Genomic DNA, 17,743 nt, shown 5'->3' on the forward strand with positions numbered 1-17,743 from the left:
TTGAGGGACCCCCCGTCCGGTTTTCCTGGCCGGACGGAAACAAGGCTTTGCGGGACATTGTTGCAGTCCCGCAAAGCTTTTTTTATGCCTTCTTCAGGCGGGGTTACATGGCTTTCAGCCGCCAGTGATGGTGAAAATATTGTGCGACGCAGCATTTTCGCCGCATTTGTCGATTTTCATTTCAACTCCAAGGCATTAAGCTGATTTCCCAGACGCTGGCGGTGTTTGTTAAACTTCTCCTTCGTCATGCTCGGGCTTGTCCCGAGCATCTGCAGCCAGTCGATATGGAGCAGATCCTCGGCACAAGGCCGAGGATGACGGCGAGGGGAGCAAGACATGTCAGCAAACTGAGGGATCACGCTGATCCTTTTGTGGTGTTGGGGGGAAGATGACCAAGTGGGTCTATAGGTTCGGCGACGGACAGGCTGAGGGTGGCGCGCGCGACCATGAGATACTCGGCGGCAAAGGCGCCAACCTCGCTGAAATGTGCGCTCTCGGTCTTCCCGTCCCGCCGGGGCTGACGATCGTCAGCAGCGCCTGCAACACTTATTACACGAATGGCGGCCATATCGACGACCGGCTGAAGGCCGAGGTGCGCGCCGGCATAGCTGCGATCGAGGCCATCACCGGCCGCCATTTCGGATCCACCAGCCAGCCGCTGCTGCTCTCCGTGCGCTCCGGCGCTCGCGTCTCCATGCCCGGCATGATGGACACGGTGCTGAACCTCGGCCTCAACGACGAGACGGTGCAGGCGCTCGGCCACGATGCCGGCGATGCGCGTTTTGCCTGGGACAGCTACCGCCGCTTCATCCAGATGTATGCCGACGTCGTCATGGGCCTCGGCAACGACGCCTTCGAGGAGATTCTCGAAGACGAGAAGGCCAAGCTCGGCCACGAACTCGATACAGAGCTCAGCGCCACCGAATGGCAGCATATCGTCTCGCTCTACAAGAGGCTGATCGAGGAGGAGCTCGATCGGGAATTCCCGCAGGATCCGGAGATCCAGCTCTGGGGCGCGGTCGGCGCGGTCTTTTCCAGCTGGAAGAGCGCGCGCGCCGTCACCTATCGTCAACTGCACAATATTCCCGAGAGCTGGGGCACGGCGGTCAACATCCAGGCCATGGTCTTCGGAAATCTCGGCAATGCCTCGGCGACCGGCGTCGCCTTTACCCGCAACCCCTCGACCGGCGAGAAGGCGCTCTACGGCGAATTCCTCGTCAATGCGCAAGGGGAGGATGTCGTTGCCGGCATCCGCACGCCGCACAGCATCACCGAGGAGGGGCGGCTTTCCTCCGGCTCCGACAAGCCCTCCATGGAAAAGCTGATGCCGGAGGCCTTCCACGAGCTCTCCCGCATCTGTACCGAGCTCGAGATGCATTACCGCGACATGCAGGATATCGAATTCACCATCGAGCGCGGCAAGCTCTGGATGCTGCAGACCCGTTCGGGCAAGCGCTCGACCCGCGCGGCCATGAAGATTGCCGTCGACATGGTGGACGAGGGGGTGATCACCGAGGAGGAGGCGGTGCTGCGCATCGAACCGTCGAGCCTCGATCAACTCCTGCATCCGACGATCGATCCGCGCGTCAACCGCCAGGTGATCGGCACCGGCCTGCCGGCCTCACCGGGGGCCGCGACCGGCGCCATCGTCTTCACCGCGGAAGAGGCCGTGGAGGCGGAAGCCGAAGGCCGCAAGGTGATCCTGCTTAGGGTCGAGACCAGCCCGGAGGATATTCACGGCATGCATGCGGCCGAAGGCATCCTGACGACGCGCGGCGGCATGACCAGCCATGCGGCGGTCGTCGCCCGCGGCATGGGCATTCCTTGCGTTGTCGGCGCCGGCACCATGCGCATCGATCAACGCAACGAACGGCTGCTCGGCATCGGCGTCACCCTGAAGAAGGGCGATATCATCACTATCGACGGTTCGGCCGGCCAGGTGCTGAAGGGCGAGGTGCCGATGATCCAGCCGGAGCTGTCGGGCGATTTCGGCCGCATCATGGGCTGGGCCGACCGGGCGAGGCGGATGACAGTGCGCACCAATGCCGATACGCCTGCCGATGCGCGCGCCGCCCGCTCCTTCGGCGCCGAGGGCATCGGCCTTTGCCGCACCGAACACATGTTCTTCGAGGGCGAGCGCATCCATGTCATGCGCGAGATGATCCTTGCCGAGGATGAGAAGGGCAGGCGGCTGGCGCTCGACAAGCTCTTGCCGATGCAGCGCCTGGATTTCACCGGCCTCTTCACCGTCATGCACGGCCTGCCAGTGACGATCCGCCTGCTCGATCCGCCGCTGCACGAATTCCTGCCGAAGACCGACGACGAGGTCGCCGAGGTTGCCTTTGCCATGGGCATGGAGCCGCTTGTCCTGCGCCAGCGCGTCGATGCGCTGCACGAGTTCAACCCGATGCTCGGCCATCGCGGCTGCCGGCTGGCGATCTCCTATCCGGAGATCGTCGAGATGCAGGCCCGCGCCATCTTCGAGGCGGCCGTCGCCGCAGCCCAGGAGACCGGGGCGGCCGTCGTGCCCGAAATCATGGTGCCGCTCGTCGGCCTCCGTTCCGAGCTCGATTACGTCAAAGCCCGCATCGACGCCATCGCCGGCAATGTCATGGCCGAAGCCGGCATGAAGATCGATTATCTCGTCGGCACGATGATCGAACTGCCGCGCGCGGCCCTTCGCGCGCATGTGATCGCCGAGGCGGCCGAGTTCTTCTCCTTCGGCACTAACGACCTGACGCAGACCACTTTCGGCATCTCGCGCGACGATGCCTCCGCCTTCATCCCCACCTATCAGCGTAAGGGCATCATCGAGCACGATCCCTTCATCTCGCTCGATTTCGACGGGGTGGGGGAATTGATCAGCATTGCCGCCGAACGCGGCCGGCGCACCCGCAACGACATGAAGCTCGGCATCTGCGGCGAACATGGCGGCGATCCGGCCTCGATCCGCTTCTGCGAAACGATCGGTCTTGATTACGTCTCCTGCTCGCCGTTTCGCGTGCCGATCGCCAGATTGGCGGCGGCGCAGGCGGTCATTTCGGAAAACCGGTAAAACCGGGCGAGGCCTGCCGTCAGTGGTGATAGCGCCAGTGATCGCGGTAGACATAGGGCCCGTTCAGATCCCAGGCCATGCTGTGCATCAGCTCGGCACTCGCAGCCCGCGATTCGGCCCGCCGGTCGAGATCGATGCGCTGCAGGCAGGTGGCAAACCCATCGGTGCCGCGGCGGAAACCATAGCTCAGGCATCGCTGCTCATCCGCCGCCCGCCGCTCCTCCGGCGTCATCGTCTGGCAGGCGGAAAGGCCGGCCATGGTGGTGAGAAGGGTGAGGAGAAGGGCGATGCGCATCGGGTTGGTCCTTGCTTTTCCCTGAGGAAATGCCATTCGGGCGAGGGCGTCAAGCTGCCCCTCATCCGCCTGCCGGCACCTTCTCCCCGCGCGCGGGGAGAAGGGGATATGCCGCACTGTCTCGGCTCCCATCAACCTTTCGCGGGGCACGTCCCCTCGCCCCGTTTACGGGGAGAGGGTTAGGGTGAGGGGCAAATCACGGCAGCATCTTCACGCCGCCCCGGCCGGATCCCCGATCGGCAAGAGCGCCGGGTCGAGCGGCGGGTCTTGCGGGTTCTTGGTGTCGCCCGGGTCCTGGGCTGGGGTCAGCGGCGGTTTTTCCTGGGTGCGGTCGGGGACGCCCGGCGTCGGCGTCGGGCCGCGCGGTGTGTCAGTCGTCGGTGTCGGTATCGGGTCTCTGTTGGGCATGATCGCCTCCTTTTGAAAAAAGGAACGGCAGCCCAGGCAGATGGTTCCACTTTCGCCGCCGGCGATTCCTCTGTATGAGGAGGCCGGAAACACTGGAAACGAGCATGGCCATCCGCGATCGATTCTCGAAGAAACTGAACTGCCCGCAATGCGGCAATGCGGGTTTTGCCGAGGCCTCGGAGATCGACGATCCCAAGCGCAAGCATCCGGATTTCACGGTCGATCACCTGCCGCGCGGCTTCGGCGTGCAGCGGGCTTCCAACCACCAGGAAAGCTTCATGATCAAATGCGAATGCGGGCGCAAGTTTCCCTTCCGCAGCTTGGCGGAAGCCGCGGCCGAACGGCGCTAGAAATCTCGGTCGCGCTCAGATCCGCTCCAGCACCTCGATGAAGGCATCGGCGAAGCGCACGAGATGGCTGGTCTCCTCGTCGGGCGCCTGCATGCGGATCTCGGTGCCGTTGTGGTCAAGCAGCGCCAGCACGACGCGCATGTTCTCGCCATCGGGAATGCGCAAGACGGCGATGCGCCGGCAATCCTCGATCAGGCCGGCGGCCGGCAGGTCGAACAGCAGTTCGCCGCCGGAACGGCCGGCTGCCTGGCGCACCGCCTCGCAGAAGCCGGCGTCACCGCCGGCATAACCTTCGAGCGACAGTTCGAGCTCGACGAGCTCCATCGGCAGCGACGGCTCGGTGTGATCGATCGCGCCAAGCGCAGACGCCTGCGGCCTTGCTGCTATCTCGGGTGAAATCATCCCGTCTCTCCTGTCCGTGACCCTGGAGATGAAACCGCGGCAGAATGACCTTTTTTTGGCATATCAGCAAGGGCTTACGGATAGCCATTCCGCCTTCGCCGTGGATTCCGGCGGATATGCTTGCGACAACAGTTTCAATTCAGCCGAATCTTGCTCCAGATCCGGATGATTTTAGGCCGGGCCGGCCTGAAATCTGAATCCGGATCTAAATCAAAGAAATAGAACATGATGTCGTCCGAAAACCGCTTCACACTTTTCGGCATCATGCTCTAAACAGGTCTATGGCGATTTGCGTGGTTCATGGCGCGGCGCTGACGAGCAACCGGTAAGTTTGATGGCCATCCGCTACGACCGCCCCGTTTCCAGCGCCGCCCGCTTTTCGCGGCTCCTCGGGGCATTTTCGCTGGTTCTGGCGCTCGCCGTGCTGATCGCCCACCGCTTCGGCGGGCTCGCCACCCCTTATCTGGTGCTGCTTTTGATCTTTGCCGCCGGTTGCGCGCTGCTCGCTACAATGCTGGCCGCGCTCGGCCTGCGCAGCCTCTGGATGACCGGCGCCGAGGGCGGGCTCGCCGCGCTGGCGGCGCTGATCTATGCCGCCTTTCCGCTTGGTATTGGCGCTGTGGCCGCCGAGCGCTACATCAGCCTGCCTGCGATCTACGATGTCTCCACCGATCCGGTCTCGGCACCGGACTGGCTATCGCCGCCGAAATCCGACCAGATCTGGCTGAAGCGCAATCCGGTGGTGACGCCTGAAGATCGCGAGAAGCAGATGGAGGCCTATCCCGAACTCACCGGCCGGCGTTATGAGGGCGCGCTCGACCGCGTGCTGGAAGCGGTGCGCAAGGTTGCCAAACAGAGCGGCTTTACGATCGTCAGGAGCACCGGCACATCAGAGCCGGACCGCGATCTCGAGGACAGGCCGGCCAAGCCCGCCCCCGGCGACGACGCCGTGACCGATGCGCCCGGCATCATCCCGGTGCCGACGCCGCGCCCCTATGACGACGATGTCGCCAAGCTGATCCGCGGCGCCAACGGCGTGACGCTGCAGGCCACCACCCGCACGCTGATCCTCGGCCTGCGCTTCGATATGATGATCCGCCTGCGCGAAGAGGCCGAAACCACCTTCGTCGACATCCGCGTCGCCTCCCGCTACGGCCAGCACGACCTCGGCCTCAGCGCTGAAATCGCCGGCGATTATCTGAAGGCGCTCGACGCCGAACTCCTGGGGATCGCGGGTGGGTGAGCCGCGGTGCCGCCAGAGGCGGCAGCAATCGATCCAGTGAATCGATTGCAGGGGCGAACGCCCTGAGCCCAAGCGAAGGGCCGGGAGAGGGCGCGGCAGACGCGACCCGTACGGTGTCGCGAACTCGACGCCCCTGCAATATAACCCAAGCAAGCCTCCCTTATCTCTCCTTTGTGATGGGGAGGGTGTGCCGTGTACACCCCCCTCTGCCCTGCCGGGCATCTCCCCCACAAGGGGGGAGATCACCAGTGGCAGGACCTTCCTACCTCTTTATCGTTTCGCCGAGCTGCAAGGCCAATTGTTGGAGAAGCCGGCAAGCCCAGCCGATCTCCCCCCTTGTGGGGGAGATGCCCGGCAGGGCAGAGGGGGGTGCAGCACGGCACGCCGGCAAAGATCTGCGAGACCGCCCAAGCAAGCCTCCCACATTCCTGTGACGAGCACAGGTGAGGGCGGAGAGGTGGGAGCGAACGACCTGATCCGCCAATCATCCAGCTACGCCCCTGCAACCTGGCGTCCAAGCTCACCCACGGCGGCGATGATCTCCGCTGCAGTCGGGAAAATGCAAAGGCTGCTGGGTCCGTCCAGCGCCTCGATTTGTGCCCAGGCGATGGTGCCGTTCTGATCGACCAGGAAGTGCCCGACGAGCTGGGTGGCGTGTTTCGCGAAGATCGCATGATCGGCTTCATTAAGCGCGAAGCGGTCCTTGGCGTTGAGCACCGTGTTGGCTTCCATCGGCTGGAGCGGTTCCGGGAACTCGCCCGTGGGGTTGATGCGCGCCGCCTGGAACTGCGCCATCGTCGCGCGATAAGGCCATTCCGGCTGCTCGCCGCTGCCATCGGGCAGGAACTCGGCATGCGGCACGCCGTAGGCGCGATGCGTGTGGCAGTCGGGATCGCATAAGAGCGTCACCGGCGTCGGACGGTGGCGGACATACAGGCGAGCGCGTTCCACCGGCGTGTTGATAACAGCCACGGTCTTCACCCCGGCGGCGCTGAGGATGGGCGCTATGCCGGCAAGCTGTTCGAGCTGGCGCCGGCAGAATGGACAGTGCAGCCCGCGAAAGAAGCCGATCAGGAACGGCCGACCGCTCAAGTCGGCCAAGGAAACCGTTCCGTCGAAATTGGCCGTGGCGAGTTCGAACGCGGGCGCGGTGTTTCCGGGTTGCAGCGGGCGCTTCTGGTCTCCCATGGAAGAATTCCTTTCCCGGATCGTCTCAGGTGAAACGACCGGAATTGAATATAGCACTCGTTGCAAGAAGACCCAGCGCCCGGTGTTGAGATCGGCTGGAGTGGCCAGGCATGCTTACCGCCTCGGCAGACGCCACAAACGCATCAGTTCGATCGGAGCCGAGATCTCCGCTGCCAACACGAATGGGTCTGTCGCTCCTGAGGGGGCCGGCTTTCGACTCTTGACGGGAAGACCGTGCCCCATGCCATGGATCGAATAGAGCGATACCGGGCGGGCGCCTGCGACGTTCCAAGAGGACAACTCGCCCCAGGGCTTCTTCTCGACACGGACGCTGCTTCGATCGACAGCGTTCGCTTCAAGCCATTGATCGACGCAAGCCCTCGCATTTGCCGGGTTGACCGTGCGATCCGCAGTCCCCTGCCAGATGCTGATTGGCGGCCAGGACCGTTGGCGGGGGGAGATTTCGGCAATCCTTGCGCCCCAGCCATCCGCGGGCAGTGCAGCGCCGGACTTCATCGCATGGAGCGCCGACATTGCATCGCGCACGGCGCCAACCGGCATTCCGGCGACGATAGCGGCGCCTGCAAACATATCGGGATAGTTGGCGACCAATGAACCTGTCATCGCTCCGCCGGCAGAAAGGCCGACAATGTAAACGCGCGTGCGATCGGCTCGGTGTCGTTTGAGGGCATGGTCAATCATCTGCTTGATGGAAAGCACTTCGCCGCGATCGCGAGCGACCTCGCTCGGACGGAACCAGTTGAAGCATTTCTGGGCATTGTTGGCGTGGGTCTGCTGCGGGTAAAGCACCACGAAGCCTCTCTCCCTGGCCAGTCTCGAGAAGCCGCTGGCGGCGTCCAGGCTTTCCGGCGTCTGCCGGCATCCATGAAGCACCACCACAAGGGCCGGCTTGCCTGGCAGATCGGCGGGCACGAAGGTCTTCATCACAAGCCTTCCGGGGTTGCTGCCAAATGCGGAGGTCGTCTGGAGTCTCGGTCGCTCCTGCCTGGATGGCTTGTGGCGAAGCGGACTCCATGTCTTCTCCAGCAGACGTACGGCTCGCCGTCGCGTCTTCAACAATCTCGACAGCGATTTGGTGAAGCCGAGCTTCAAAGGGCCACGCCTTCAAGCCTGGAAAGCAGAGCCTTCAAGCCGGGCTGCGCGGCATCTCGGATCGCGACTTTCAAAGGAAACCATTTCTGTTTGCGCATGCCCTTCTCCGGGAAATCAGCTTGCGCCTCGACGACGTGCAGCAGGTGAACGGTGACATGGTAGTGATGCGGCGAGCTGTCTTTGTGGTAGCTGAATGAACCGAAGGCTGTCGCCTCCACGTCGCCCACGACGCCCGCTTCCTCGAAAGATTCCCGCCTTGCTGCTGCCGATGTCGTCTCGCCGGGGTCGAGATTGCCTTTCGGAACGCCCCATCGTCCATGCCGACGACTTCCCACGAGAAGGATGCGAAGCTGCCCGCTTCCGTTTCTTCGATAACAGATCGCACCCGCCTGCGGAACATCGGTTGCGATTGTTGAGTTGGGTTGATCGTCACCGTGGAGCATAGCTGTTTTCGATTTTTCCCGTCTTTCATCAGAGCTGTAGCATCGAGCCGTGACAGTCTGGTCCGCATCGAGTTGTTTCCTTTGGCAGCCGGAGTTCAAGTTGTCGTCCGAGACCGACCGTCACAAGAAGCCGCAATGCCGTCGTTGGTTCCGATCTTTTGCGAAAACCGGACAAGGCAGTGACGTCGCTCGTCGGCCGGAGGCAGTTACGGCAGCCCACCCGGCTTGCGCATTTCGGCATCGCGCCACCGCTGCCATTGCTGCCGCAACCGGCTCCTGGACATGCCGATGGATTCAGCCAGAATCTCGACCTTGAGGATCCGTTCGGTGCGGAAGTGGCGGAAGGCCTGTTTCGATTGGCACCAGCCGATCAGTAGGCTGTGCGCCTCGGCATAGCCGAGCAGCACCGGCCAGACGATGCGGCTGCTGACCGTCCCATCCGCCGCGCGATAATCGAGTTCAAGTTTGCGGCCTTCCCTGATCGCCGACCTCAGCGGCCGCGTGTCGATCGTCGCATCGCCGCCGATATCCTGCGGTCTGATGCCGACCGCCGGCTCGGCCATATAGGGAAGCAGGTCCGGCGGCATGACCGATGTGATCTTCGCCATAACATCGCTGGCGGCAGTGCGCATGGCCGCATCATTCAGCCTTGCCACCATCTGCACGCCGAGCACGACCGCCTCGATCTCCTCGGGCGTCAGCATCAGCGGCGGCATGTCGTATCGCGGATCGAGCACGTAGCCGAACCCCGCTTCGCCTTCGATCGGCACACGCTGGGCAATCAGATGCGCGATGTCGCGGTAGACGGTGCGCCTGGCGACCTCCAGTTCCTCCGCGAGCGCCGACGAGGTCACCGGGCGGCTCGACCGGCGAAGAATCTGGATGATCTGAAAAAGCCGCTCCGCTTTTCGCATGCCTGCTGACTCCTGCTGCCACAACGCTGTCAGCACGGCTGTGTGACAAAGGCAAGCCAACAGATCGTGCGCAGCCATCATCGCGCCAGGGAGAAGATCATGAAATTCGCATCCACCCGCCTGATCGCCGCTGACATCAAAAGCATGGTGGCCTTTTATGAACTGGTGACGGGCTGTCGCGCCGAATGGCTTGCGCCCGTCTTCGCCGAGATCGTCACACCAGGCGCGACGCTCGCCATCGGCAGCGCCCAAACGGTCGCCTTGTTCAGCGAGGGCAGCGCCGAGCCGGGCGCCAACCGGACGGCCATTCTCGAATTCATGGTCTCTGATGTCGATGCGGAATTCGCGCGGCTCAAGGACCTGGTCACGGTGGTGCACCCGCCCAAGGATCTGCCATGGGGCAATCGGACCGCGCAGTTTGCCGATCCCGAGGGGACTCGCGTCGCCCTCTATACGCCCGTCACCGAAGCCGCCAGGCGGCGTTTCGCCGGCCATTGATCGGCCGCCTGCAAACCCACGGAGAACGCCGCGTGCCCCTCATCCGGCTGCCGCCACCTTCTCCCCGCGCGCGGGGCGAAGGGGACATGCCGCAACCTTTTTGTTCCCCACCAAACTCACGCGGGGCACGTCCCCTCGCCCCGTTTTACGGGGAGAGGGTTAGGGTGAGGGGCTGTCCCAGCACGAACGGGACAGCAGCGCGCTTGCCGCCACCCCTCACTCCAACACCAGCCACCCCGAATAGCGCACCACCAGCCCCGTCAGCCGCCCGCCGATCTCGACGTGGAAATGGAAGCGCCCGTCACGCTCCTCCTCGTAGGTATCGCCGCCCGGCGCCAGGGACAGCGGCAGCGGAATGCCGCAAAACCGCCAGCCGCGCACCACAAGCCTGAGCTTCTGCCCCTCCGGCACCAGCGCCAGCAGCACCCGGAACGGCCCGAACACCTCGACGAGCAGGTGGCGGTCGCGGCCGGGGTCGGCGGCCTGCCAGCTGCGAAAGGTCTTGCTGCCGAAAGACCGCGTCCAGATCTCCCTTTCGCCATCGGCGGCAAAGCGCACCGCGACCGGCACATCCTCGCCGGCGGCGGGAAAGCCGATGAGGCCGGCGATCAGCCTGGCGAGGAGCCCGCTGCCGCGCTCGATCCGCGCGCGGCCGGAGGCAAGCCGCGTGCCGCCCGCATGGATCGCCGCCAGCGCCGGCGGCAGCTTCTCCCAGGCGTCGCCGAGGATGCGCCGGTAGAGCGGCTGGGCCTCTTCCTGGTAATCCAGCCGGATGCCTGAGGCGATCGAGAACTGGCTGAAGGCCGCTTCGAAATCCGCAAGCGACAATTCGCCGGCCGCCGGCCGCGCGCCGCTTTGCGGCCGCTTGCCTTCGAGCAGCCGGCGCACCAGCAGCTCGACGCCGAGAACCGGAATGAACGGCCCGTCATCACCTTCGGCAATCAGAGACCAATCCGCCGTCAGCCGCCGCCCCTCATGATCGAGGCCGCCCAGGCGCACGAACATGCCGCCGCGATGGGCGCCGGCGGCGAAGCGATGGCTGGCCGCCTGCAGCGCCCGGGCGAACGGCGTGAGCGAGGGTAAGAGCCCGACCTCCACCAGCCGGGCGGCAAATCTCAAGAGCCGCTGCAGCGCCTGCGGCTCGGTGCCGACGCCGGTGAAGGTGGATTGCAGGCCGGCAAAGCGGCCGGGCAGCAGCGCCAGGTCGGGCGCATCGACCAGCAGGAAAGTCCGGCTGGCGAGCGGCGCCACATCGGGCGGCGCGATCGTCACCCGCATCTCGTCGATCAGCCCGCGCCCCTCGGCCGGCCGGCCTTCGCGCAGCAGCGCCACCGGCCTGCCGGCATAACTGGTGATGGCTCTGACGACATTGAGGCCGATCCTGACATGCGCCGAGGGCGCAATGCCGGCGGCGACGCTGTCGACGCGGGAGAAATGCGGCGCCATCGCCTCCAGCGCCGCAAAGGAAAGCGCCGGCAGGCTGCTGAGCCCCGAGAGAACGAAGGTGCCCTTCGCCTTCGCCTCAGCATCGAGCCCGCTTATGCCGGCGACGAAGCCGCTGCTGTCGGCGAGATCGGCATAATCGATGCCGAGCTCGATGCAGGCCCGCACCACCTTGTAGCCATCGCCGGTGAAGCTCTGGAACGGCCCGGAGGCATCGACGACGAGATCGGGTCTCAGCCGCGTCAGCTGCTCCCGGAGGTCGCCGTCGCGATCGAAGGTCACCGCCTGCAGCCAGGCGCCGAGATCGTTGCTGCCGAGCCGCCCGGCGCCGCCTTTCGGCGAGCGGAGATCGAAGACGAAATCATCGGCCTTTTCGAGCGAGCGGCCGGCGATCAGCAGCCTGAGCCGCGGCTCCTCGCCGAGCAGCCGGGCGAGCCGGCCGCCAAAGGCGCCGTAGCCGCCGATGATCAGCAGGGAAAAGGTGCCGCCGCTCATGCGATGAAGCGGCTGCGCTGCTCCGGTGTCGGCACCATGCAGCTCTGGCGTCCGGCGATCTTCAGCCTGTTGCGGGCAATGAATTCATAAAGTGCGTCGGCGGCGCGCCGCGGCAGGAGCCGAAAGAGCTTCGCCAGCGAATAGGGAAAGCCGAGGCTTGCCACCATGCGGATCGTGCCGTCGGATTTGAAGAAGGCGCGGCCGCCTTCGATGAGGATATTGGTTTCGTAGTCGCGCGTATCGAGGCCGTAATGCCGGTAAAGCGCTTCGCCGAGCGGCGTCTGCGCCGCGAGGAACCGGTATCGCCGCTGCCTGTCGTGCTTCAGCACGAATTTCACCCAGCCGGAGCAGAAGACGCATTCGCCATCGAAGACGATGAGCGGCCGGTCATCGGCAAACGCGGGAACGGCGGGATCGGTGCGATAGCTGTAATCGGCGCGGCCCATGCTGATCTCCCTCCGCCTTTCATTACCCCGGCCAATAGCGCGCGGCAAGCGAGGGCGGCCCATCCGCTGCAATCTCGCCGCGCTCCATGAGATGCTCGATATGGGCGAGCACCGAAAGGGCTGCCGCGCCATGCAGCTTCGGATCGGTATCGCGATAGATCGTCTTCACCATCTCCGCGATCTCCCGATCGCCGGCAGCAACCCGCGCCAGCACCGCCTGCTCGCGCCTGAGCCGATGCGCCTTCAGCGCCGGCAGGAAAGTCTTCGGTTCGTTGACCGGCCCGCCATGGCCGGGCAGCAGCAGGCCGTCCTCGCGCGTAATCAGTCTGTCGAGCGAGGCCATGTAATCGGCCATTGCCCCATCCGGCGGCGCGACGATCGAGGTCGACCAGGCCATGACATGATCGCCTGAGAAGAGGATGTCGCGGCCTTCGAGCGCGAAGGCGGCATGGTTGGCCGTATGCCCCGGCGTCAGCACCGCTGTCAGCGCCCAGCCGTCGCCCGTTATCGTCTGACCGTCGCCGAGCGCGATATCCGGCACGAACTCCATATCCGAGCTTTCGGCAAAGGGATTGACCTCGCCCTCCCGCAGCGGCCGCGCCGGCCGATGCGGCCCTTGCCCCACCGTCACCGCCCCCGTTTCCGCCTGCAGCCGGCGGGCAAGCGGCGAGTGATCGCGATGGGTATGGCTGACGAGGATATGCGTCACATGACGCCCGCCGATCGCCGCAATCAACGCCTGATAATGCGCCTCGTCCTCCGGCCCGGGATCGATGACCGCAAGCGAGGAGGAGCCGACGAGATAGCTGTTGGTGCCGAAAAAGGTAAACGGCCCTGGGTTTTCCGCCGTGATGCGCAAGATATCAGGAGCAACCGGCACAGCCCTCCCATAGGCCGGCTCGAAAACAAGGTCGAATGCGGGACTTTCCATGCGGAACGATGATCTCAGGTTGATTTTATCGCCTCATGCTAGCACGCCGCCCGCCGCTTCGCGCGCATAAATCTGCACGAGGCTTAAACTTAGTCATTGTGACAGGCAAAGAGCTTTGCTAATCAGGCGTCGATTTCTGAGCAAGCGGTTCGCCGCTCAAGCTCTGGTGGGGCGTAGCCAAGCGGTAAGGCAGCGGTTTTTGGTACCGCCATCCCCTGGTTCGAATCCAGGCGCCCCAGCCATTTTTCGTTTGCTCTCCGAGATAGTATTTTAGGCCCATCCCAGTTTGCACGAGGGTTTAACTGTTGCCGCGAGTCACGAGGCAAGTTAAGTATCGGTCGATATTGGAATATTATGGCCGAATTGTTTGGAATGCTGGACGATGAATGGGAGGCGCTGCAACCCTATCTCGGGGGCAAATTTACCACCCAAACATTTCGTAATGCCTTAGAACAGCATGCACCACGAGTATGGGCAAAGCTGGTTGAGCGATATGGGAAGGGCGGAAAAGGGAGTGGCAACTACTATTCGCCTTCGAATATTTTATACAACTATCTCAATGACAAAGCACGTAACTCCCTGGTTGTTCGGCGTGATTTCGTGCCATCTGAAAAGGGGTGGGGCACGGGTATCGTCGCCGAGTGGGAGATTGCCGACGCTGTTGCGCCAATTACCAGCGAAGAAGACAAACAGTTCATTGAAGGTAGAGCCGAGCGACGTGAGCATCTATTCCGCGAGCGAAAGGCCGGTCTGAGACGTGATCTTCTCAGGGCGCGAAAACGTGTAGGTCTGTCGTGCGACATCTGCAAATCGACCGGTTCTCACCTCCCAGATGATATGCGCGATTCCATTTTCGAAGCTCATCACGATAAAGAGCCTTTCTCTACATCCGGAGAGCGCGCCGTAACGATCAAAGATATGGCCTTGCTTTGCGCGAACTGCCATCGCTTGCTTCACCGGCTAGTGGCGCTGAGGGGCAGATGGCTTGAGGTGGAGGAAGCGTGCGAGGAGTTCGGCTTCGAGATTCGCGCCATGTCGGCCTGAAATTCCCCCGATACCTTGCGCCAGAGTACAGGTTGCCTGGGGGATGCCTCACCCCGTCGCGCTCTCGTTCAATCCTCTAATGACCTCGACCAGCTTCTTCGTCTTCTCGAAATCGAAGACCTGTTGCGGTCCTTCCGGCGCTACGTCGATGAACGGGCTTTCGTAGAGAAGGGCAGGGTCCATGACGCCCCTTTCGGTCAGGTGCTCGATGACCATTTCGATGAATTCGATCTGGTCGGCCGTTGCGCCGCCGTCTGAAATGAAGTCGGAGAAGGCGTCGGCGACGGAGGCGCGGTCGAGGCCGACCAGCGAGCGAACGAAGGCGCCGAAACCGTGTGCCACTTCCGTTGCTTTCTCCAGGTGCTTGGCGTCGCCGATGCCGGCGGAAAGCAGCATGGACTGCAGTTCCTCGACGTCGGTCGGCGTCAGCGGTCTGCCGTGGCGCAGCTTGGCGATGGCGATGTGGTCTTCATGCTCGCGCAGGAAGTGCCGGGCCTTGCGCTTGAAGCGGGCAAAATCGACTTCGCCGACCTCCGGCAAATCGATATCGGCACCAAGGCCCAACTCGTCCTCAAAATTGGTGTAGACGATCTTGCGCTTGCCCTTCTCGATGTGCTGGACGAGGCCGCGAAGCCTGAGCCGCGCCAGTTCGAGCTGGGGCACGGTGATCCCTTCCCACCAGGGATCGGAGAGGATGTCGAGGATCAGCGGATGCTGGGCGGCAATGATCGGGATGGCCGTCTGTTCATCGAGGGCCGAGGCGATCTCGATCAGCTGCTTCTTCAGGCGGTCGAAGCTCTTCGAGCCTTTGAGCAGCGCCAGCTCCAGCCCGAAGATCAGCAGGTCGAAGCGTTTCGCCTCTTCCGGCTCGCCCTTGACTTCGCTCGGTAGCGGCGCGACCTCGTCAAGCAGTTCCTCGCGCACGGCGTCGGTGAGCTCGTTCCAGGCGTCGGCGGTTTTGTATTTCTCCACCGCGCGTCGCTTTCCGCGCACGATGAAGTTGTCAAGGTTCATGCCGGCAACGTAGGTCCGCAGCGCATCGAGGGCCTCGTTGCGGATTGTCACCTCGTCGAGCGGCTTGCCGCCGCCGGCATCGTAGCCCTCCTGTCGAGGTTCGGCCACGCCAGGGACGTCGAGCCTGTGCTTCTCGTCGAGCGCACGGACGATGTCGAAACGGGCGGCAAACAGGCGCTCGTTCAGGCTCTTGCCGTTGCGGCCGTCGTCCGGCTGCGGGTTCTGGCGGAAGAATTCGAGGTTCTGGCAATAGTCGAAGACACGGAAGAATTCCTTGTCCTCGCCGGGGCCGAAGAGATCCGGGCAAAGACGGGTGCCGCGGCCGATGATCTGCCAGAACTTGGTCTTCGATCGGATCAGCTTGAACAGCACCAGGTTGACCACTTCAGGCACGTCGATGCCGGTGTCGAGCATGTCGACCGAGATGGCGACATGCGGATTGCCATCCTTCTTCGAAAAGTCGTCGATCAGGCTCTGGGCATATTCCGTCTTGAAAGTAATGACGCGGGCGAAATGACCGGCGAGATGCGGATAGGCGCGGTTGAACCGCTCCTCGATGAACTCTGCATGATCCTGGTTCTTGGCGAAGATGATGGTCTTGCCGAGCCTGTCGCCACCGGTGACCTTCAGGCCCTCCGTCATCACATGCGCCAGCACCTTGTCGACGGTGTCGGCATTGAACAGCCATTTGTTGACCGCCTGGCTATCGACGCTATCCGGTGGACCGCCATCCTCCTCGTCCCATTCCAGCATGTCCCACTGCTCTTTCTCGGTCTCGGAAAGATCGTCGTAGCGGATGCCCTCGCGCTGGAATTTCAGCGGTACCGAGACCGAATGCGGCGGCACGAGATATTCGTCCTCCACCGCCTTGTCGAGCGAATAGGCGTCGGTGGGAACGCCGTCCTCAAGGTCGAACAGGTTATAAGTGTTGTGGTCGATCTCGTCCTTCGGCGTGGCGGTAAGGCCGACGAGCAGGCTGTCGAAATAGTCGAAGATCGCCCCATAGCGCTGATAGACCGAGCGATGCGCCTCGTCGATGATGACGAGATCGAAATGGCCGGGGCCGAAACGCGCTTGCCCCGCTTGCCGTTCGTCGATCAGGTTCATCATCGTCGGATAGGTGGAGAGGAAGACGCGGCCTTCGGCATTCTTCTCGGTCACCAGGTTGACCGGCGAAGTCTCCGGCAGTTGCCGCTTGAATTCGCGCACCGCCTGGTTCACCAGCGCCACCCGGTCGGCGAGGAAGAGCACGCGTTTCACCCAGCCGGCCCGCATCAGCAGATCGACCAGCGCGATCACCGTGCGCGTCTTGCCGGAGCCGGTCGCCATAACAAGCAGGCTCTTGCGCTGCTTGTGAGCCTCGAAAGCCTCGGCGACGCGCGAGATGGCGCGGGTCTGGTAATAGCGGCCGGCGATCTGCTTGTTGACGGCAAGGCCCGCGATCGGCTTGCGGCTCACGCGCCGCTGGATCATTAGCGCCAGCTCGTCTTTCTTGTAGAAGCCGGAAACCGCGCGCTGCGGATAGGCGGTATCGTCCCAGATCCAATGCTCGTAGCCGTTGGAGGTGAAAATGACTGGCCGCTGGCCGAATTGCCTTTCCAGGCAATCGGCATAGAGCTTGGCCTGTTGCTGGCCGGCGCGCGGATCGCGCTTGGTGCGCTTGGCCTCGATCAGCGCCAGCGGCTTGCCGTCGTCGCCCCACAGCACGTAATCGACGAAGCCCTTGCCCTCGCTGTTCGGCATGCCGTCCACTGGAAATTCGCGGTCGCGAGGACTGTCCAGTTTCCAGCCGGCTTCCTTGAGCAACAGGTCGATATAGAGGTCACGGGTCTCGGCTTCGGAATAATCATGATGGTCGGGCTTCGCCTCGTTCTCGCGGCGGGCGGCAGCCACTTCGGCGCGCAGACGTTTCAGTTCGGCGTCAAGATCGGCCTTGTCGCGCAGCATGGTCTCGAAGGCGGCATCCTTCGCCTCCATCTCGCCCTTCATGCGGGTGAGCTCGGCGAAAGCGCGTTTCACCACATCTTGCTTGCGGCTCAGATGTGCGGGGTCGAAGGCGAGAGTGTCGGCAGGATGGTCCTTGCGCGCGTAAGTGCGGGCCAGCCAGAAGCAGAGATGGAACAGCTCGCGCACGGCATTGGCGGCTTCCGCGGGCTTGGTCTCGCGGCTCTCATGAACGGCCTGATTGCCGATCTTGATGATGACGCGGGCTTTGGAAAACACCGCCTGGCCGGCGAGCTTCTGGAAGCTCGGCTCATGGATCAGCGCCGAAATATTGCTCTGATAGGGAAACTTGAGCGAGGGATCATGCTTGTAGGCCCATTGCACGGCGAGTTCCACCGTACGCCGCGCGTAAAACGCCGCCGCCCGCGGATCGCCCTCGGCCAGAGCCTCCGCCCGCTTTGCGCTGTCGAAGATCTCGGGAAATTCGGCGGCGAGGAAGGCGAAGTTGGACATGGAG

At 63.4% G+C, this 17,743-nt stretch carries 16 protein-coding genes and 1 tRNA gene; 6 read left to right on the plus strand and 11 right to left on the minus strand.

The window, feature by feature from the left end; genetic code table 11:
* Positions 1-388 precede the first annotated feature (388 nt).
* Positions 389-3,055 (plus strand): pyruvate, phosphate dikinase, encoded by a 2,667-nt coding sequence (gene ppdK / locus NMA58_RS03215; protein ID WP_434712303.1) that lies wholly within the window; start codon positions 389-391, stop codon positions 3,053-3,055.
* Between the two features lie 19 nt (positions 3,056-3,074).
* On the opposite strand, the gene NMA58_RS03220 is transcribed toward ppdK, so the two are convergent.
* Both NMA58_RS03220 and NMA58_RS03225 read right to left on the minus strand, forming a co-directional pair.
* On the minus strand, positions 3,075-3,350 hold the full coding sequence (locus NMA58_RS03220) for a hypothetical protein (RefSeq protein WP_434712305.1): 276 nt from the start codon (positions 3,348-3,350) through the stop codon (positions 3,075-3,077).
* A 210-nt stretch (positions 3,351-3,560) separates the two neighbouring features.
* Positions 3,561-3,758 (minus strand): hypothetical protein, encoded by a 198-nt coding sequence (locus NMA58_RS03225; RefSeq protein WP_085777255.1) that lies wholly within the window; start codon positions 3,756-3,758, stop codon positions 3,561-3,563.
* A gap of 104 nt (positions 3,759-3,862) precedes the next feature.
* Between NMA58_RS03225 and NMA58_RS03230 the strand changes: the two genes are divergently transcribed.
* Positions 3,863-4,108 (plus strand): hypothetical protein, encoded by a 246-nt coding sequence (locus tag NMA58_RS03230; protein WP_097597612.1) that lies wholly within the window; start codon positions 3,863-3,865, stop codon positions 4,106-4,108.
* Positions 4,109-4,123: 15 nt separating this feature from the next.
* Here the strand turns inward: NMA58_RS03230 and NMA58_RS03235 are convergent, their stop codons facing one another.
* Positions 4,124-4,510 carry a hypothetical protein gene (locus NMA58_RS03235; protein WP_434712306.1) on the minus strand — a complete coding sequence of 129 codons (387 nt, stop codon included), beginning with the start codon at positions 4,508-4,510 and terminating at the stop codon, positions 4,124-4,126.
* Between the two features lie 334 nt (positions 4,511-4,844).
* Here NMA58_RS03235 and NMA58_RS03240 point away from each other — a divergent pair, with 334 nt between their 5' ends.
* Positions 4,845-5,753 carry a DUF1499 domain-containing protein gene (locus NMA58_RS03240; protein ID WP_430957202.1) on the plus strand — a complete coding sequence of 303 codons (909 nt, stop codon included), beginning with the start codon at positions 4,845-4,847 and terminating at the stop codon, positions 5,751-5,753.
* A gap of 492 nt (positions 5,754-6,245) precedes the next feature.
* Here the strand turns inward: NMA58_RS03240 and NMA58_RS03245 are convergent, their stop codons facing one another.
* From NMA58_RS03245 to NMA58_RS03260, 4 genes are all read right to left on the minus strand, one after another.
* Complete coding sequence (locus tag NMA58_RS03245; RefSeq protein ID WP_434712307.1) at positions 6,246-6,941, minus strand: peroxiredoxin-like family protein; 696 nt, start codon at positions 6,939-6,941, stop codon at positions 6,246-6,248.
* Positions 6,942-7,055: 114 nt separating this feature from the next.
* Positions 7,056-8,054: an extracellular catalytic domain type 1 short-chain-length polyhydroxyalkanoate depolymerase gene (locus NMA58_RS03250; RefSeq protein WP_285195816.1), complete on the minus strand. Its 999-nt coding sequence runs from the start codon at positions 8,052-8,054 to the stop codon at positions 7,056-7,058.
* Positions 8,051-8,497, minus strand: coding sequence for an NUDIX hydrolase (locus NMA58_RS03255; RefSeq protein WP_434712308.1), 447 nt, complete (start codon positions 8,495-8,497; stop codon positions 8,051-8,053). The genes NMA58_RS03250 and NMA58_RS03255 overlap by 4 nt, the downstream gene beginning before the upstream one ends.
* 206 nt (positions 8,498-8,703) lie before the next feature.
* A complete protein-coding gene (locus NMA58_RS03260) occupies positions 8,704-9,411 on the minus strand; it encodes a helix-turn-helix transcriptional regulator (RefSeq protein WP_434712310.1) in 708 nt (235 codons plus the stop codon).
* Positions 9,412-9,510: 99 nt separating this feature from the next.
* Here NMA58_RS03260 and NMA58_RS03265 point away from each other — a divergent pair, with 99 nt between their 5' ends.
* The gene (locus NMA58_RS03265) at positions 9,511-9,909 is read left to right on the plus strand and encodes a VOC family protein (protein WP_434712312.1); all 399 of its coding nucleotides are present in this window, start codon (positions 9,511-9,513) and stop codon (positions 9,907-9,909) included.
* 216 nt (positions 9,910-10,125) lie between these two features.
* On the opposite strand, the gene NMA58_RS03270 is transcribed toward NMA58_RS03265, so the two are convergent.
* From NMA58_RS03270 to NMA58_RS03280, 3 genes are read right to left on the minus strand one after another with little or no spacing between them, the layout of a single operon-like run.
* On the minus strand, positions 10,126-11,847 hold the full coding sequence (locus NMA58_RS03270) for a DUF4166 domain-containing protein (protein WP_434712313.1): 1,722 nt from the start codon (positions 11,845-11,847) through the stop codon (positions 10,126-10,128).
* Positions 11,844-12,293 (minus strand): thiol-disulfide oxidoreductase DCC family protein, encoded by a 450-nt coding sequence (locus NMA58_RS03275; RefSeq protein ID WP_430957211.1) that lies wholly within the window; start codon positions 12,291-12,293, stop codon positions 11,844-11,846. The genes NMA58_RS03270 and NMA58_RS03275 overlap by 4 nt, the downstream gene beginning before the upstream one ends.
* 22 nt (positions 12,294-12,315) lie before the next feature.
* Positions 12,316-13,224 (minus strand): MBL fold metallo-hydrolase, encoded by a 909-nt coding sequence (locus NMA58_RS03280; RefSeq protein ID WP_434712314.1) that lies wholly within the window; start codon positions 13,222-13,224, stop codon positions 12,316-12,318.
* Positions 13,225-13,391: 167 nt separating this feature from the next.
* Here NMA58_RS03280 and NMA58_RS03285 point away from each other — a divergent pair.
* Both NMA58_RS03285 and NMA58_RS03290 read left to right on the plus strand, forming a co-directional pair.
* Positions 13,392-13,466: transfer RNA gene (locus tag NMA58_RS03285), tRNA-Gln, on the plus strand.
* A 112-nt stretch (positions 13,467-13,578) separates the two neighbouring features.
* Positions 13,579-14,268: an HNH endonuclease gene (locus NMA58_RS03290; protein WP_434712315.1), complete on the plus strand. Its 690-nt coding sequence runs from the start codon at positions 13,579-13,581 to the stop codon at positions 14,266-14,268.
* A gap of 48 nt (positions 14,269-14,316) precedes the next feature.
* On the opposite strand, the gene NMA58_RS03295 is transcribed toward NMA58_RS03290, so the two are convergent.
* Positions 14,317-17,739 carry a DEAD/DEAH box helicase family protein gene (locus tag NMA58_RS03295; RefSeq protein ID WP_434712317.1) on the minus strand — a complete coding sequence of 1,141 codons (3,423 nt, stop codon included), beginning with the start codon at positions 17,737-17,739 and terminating at the stop codon, positions 14,317-14,319.
* Positions 17,740-17,743 lie beyond the last annotated feature (4 nt).

Source organism: Rhizobium sp. YTUHZ045 (assembly GCF_051124255.1).
Lineage (GTDB): Bacteria > Pseudomonadota > Alphaproteobacteria > Rhizobiales > Rhizobiaceae > Rhizobium.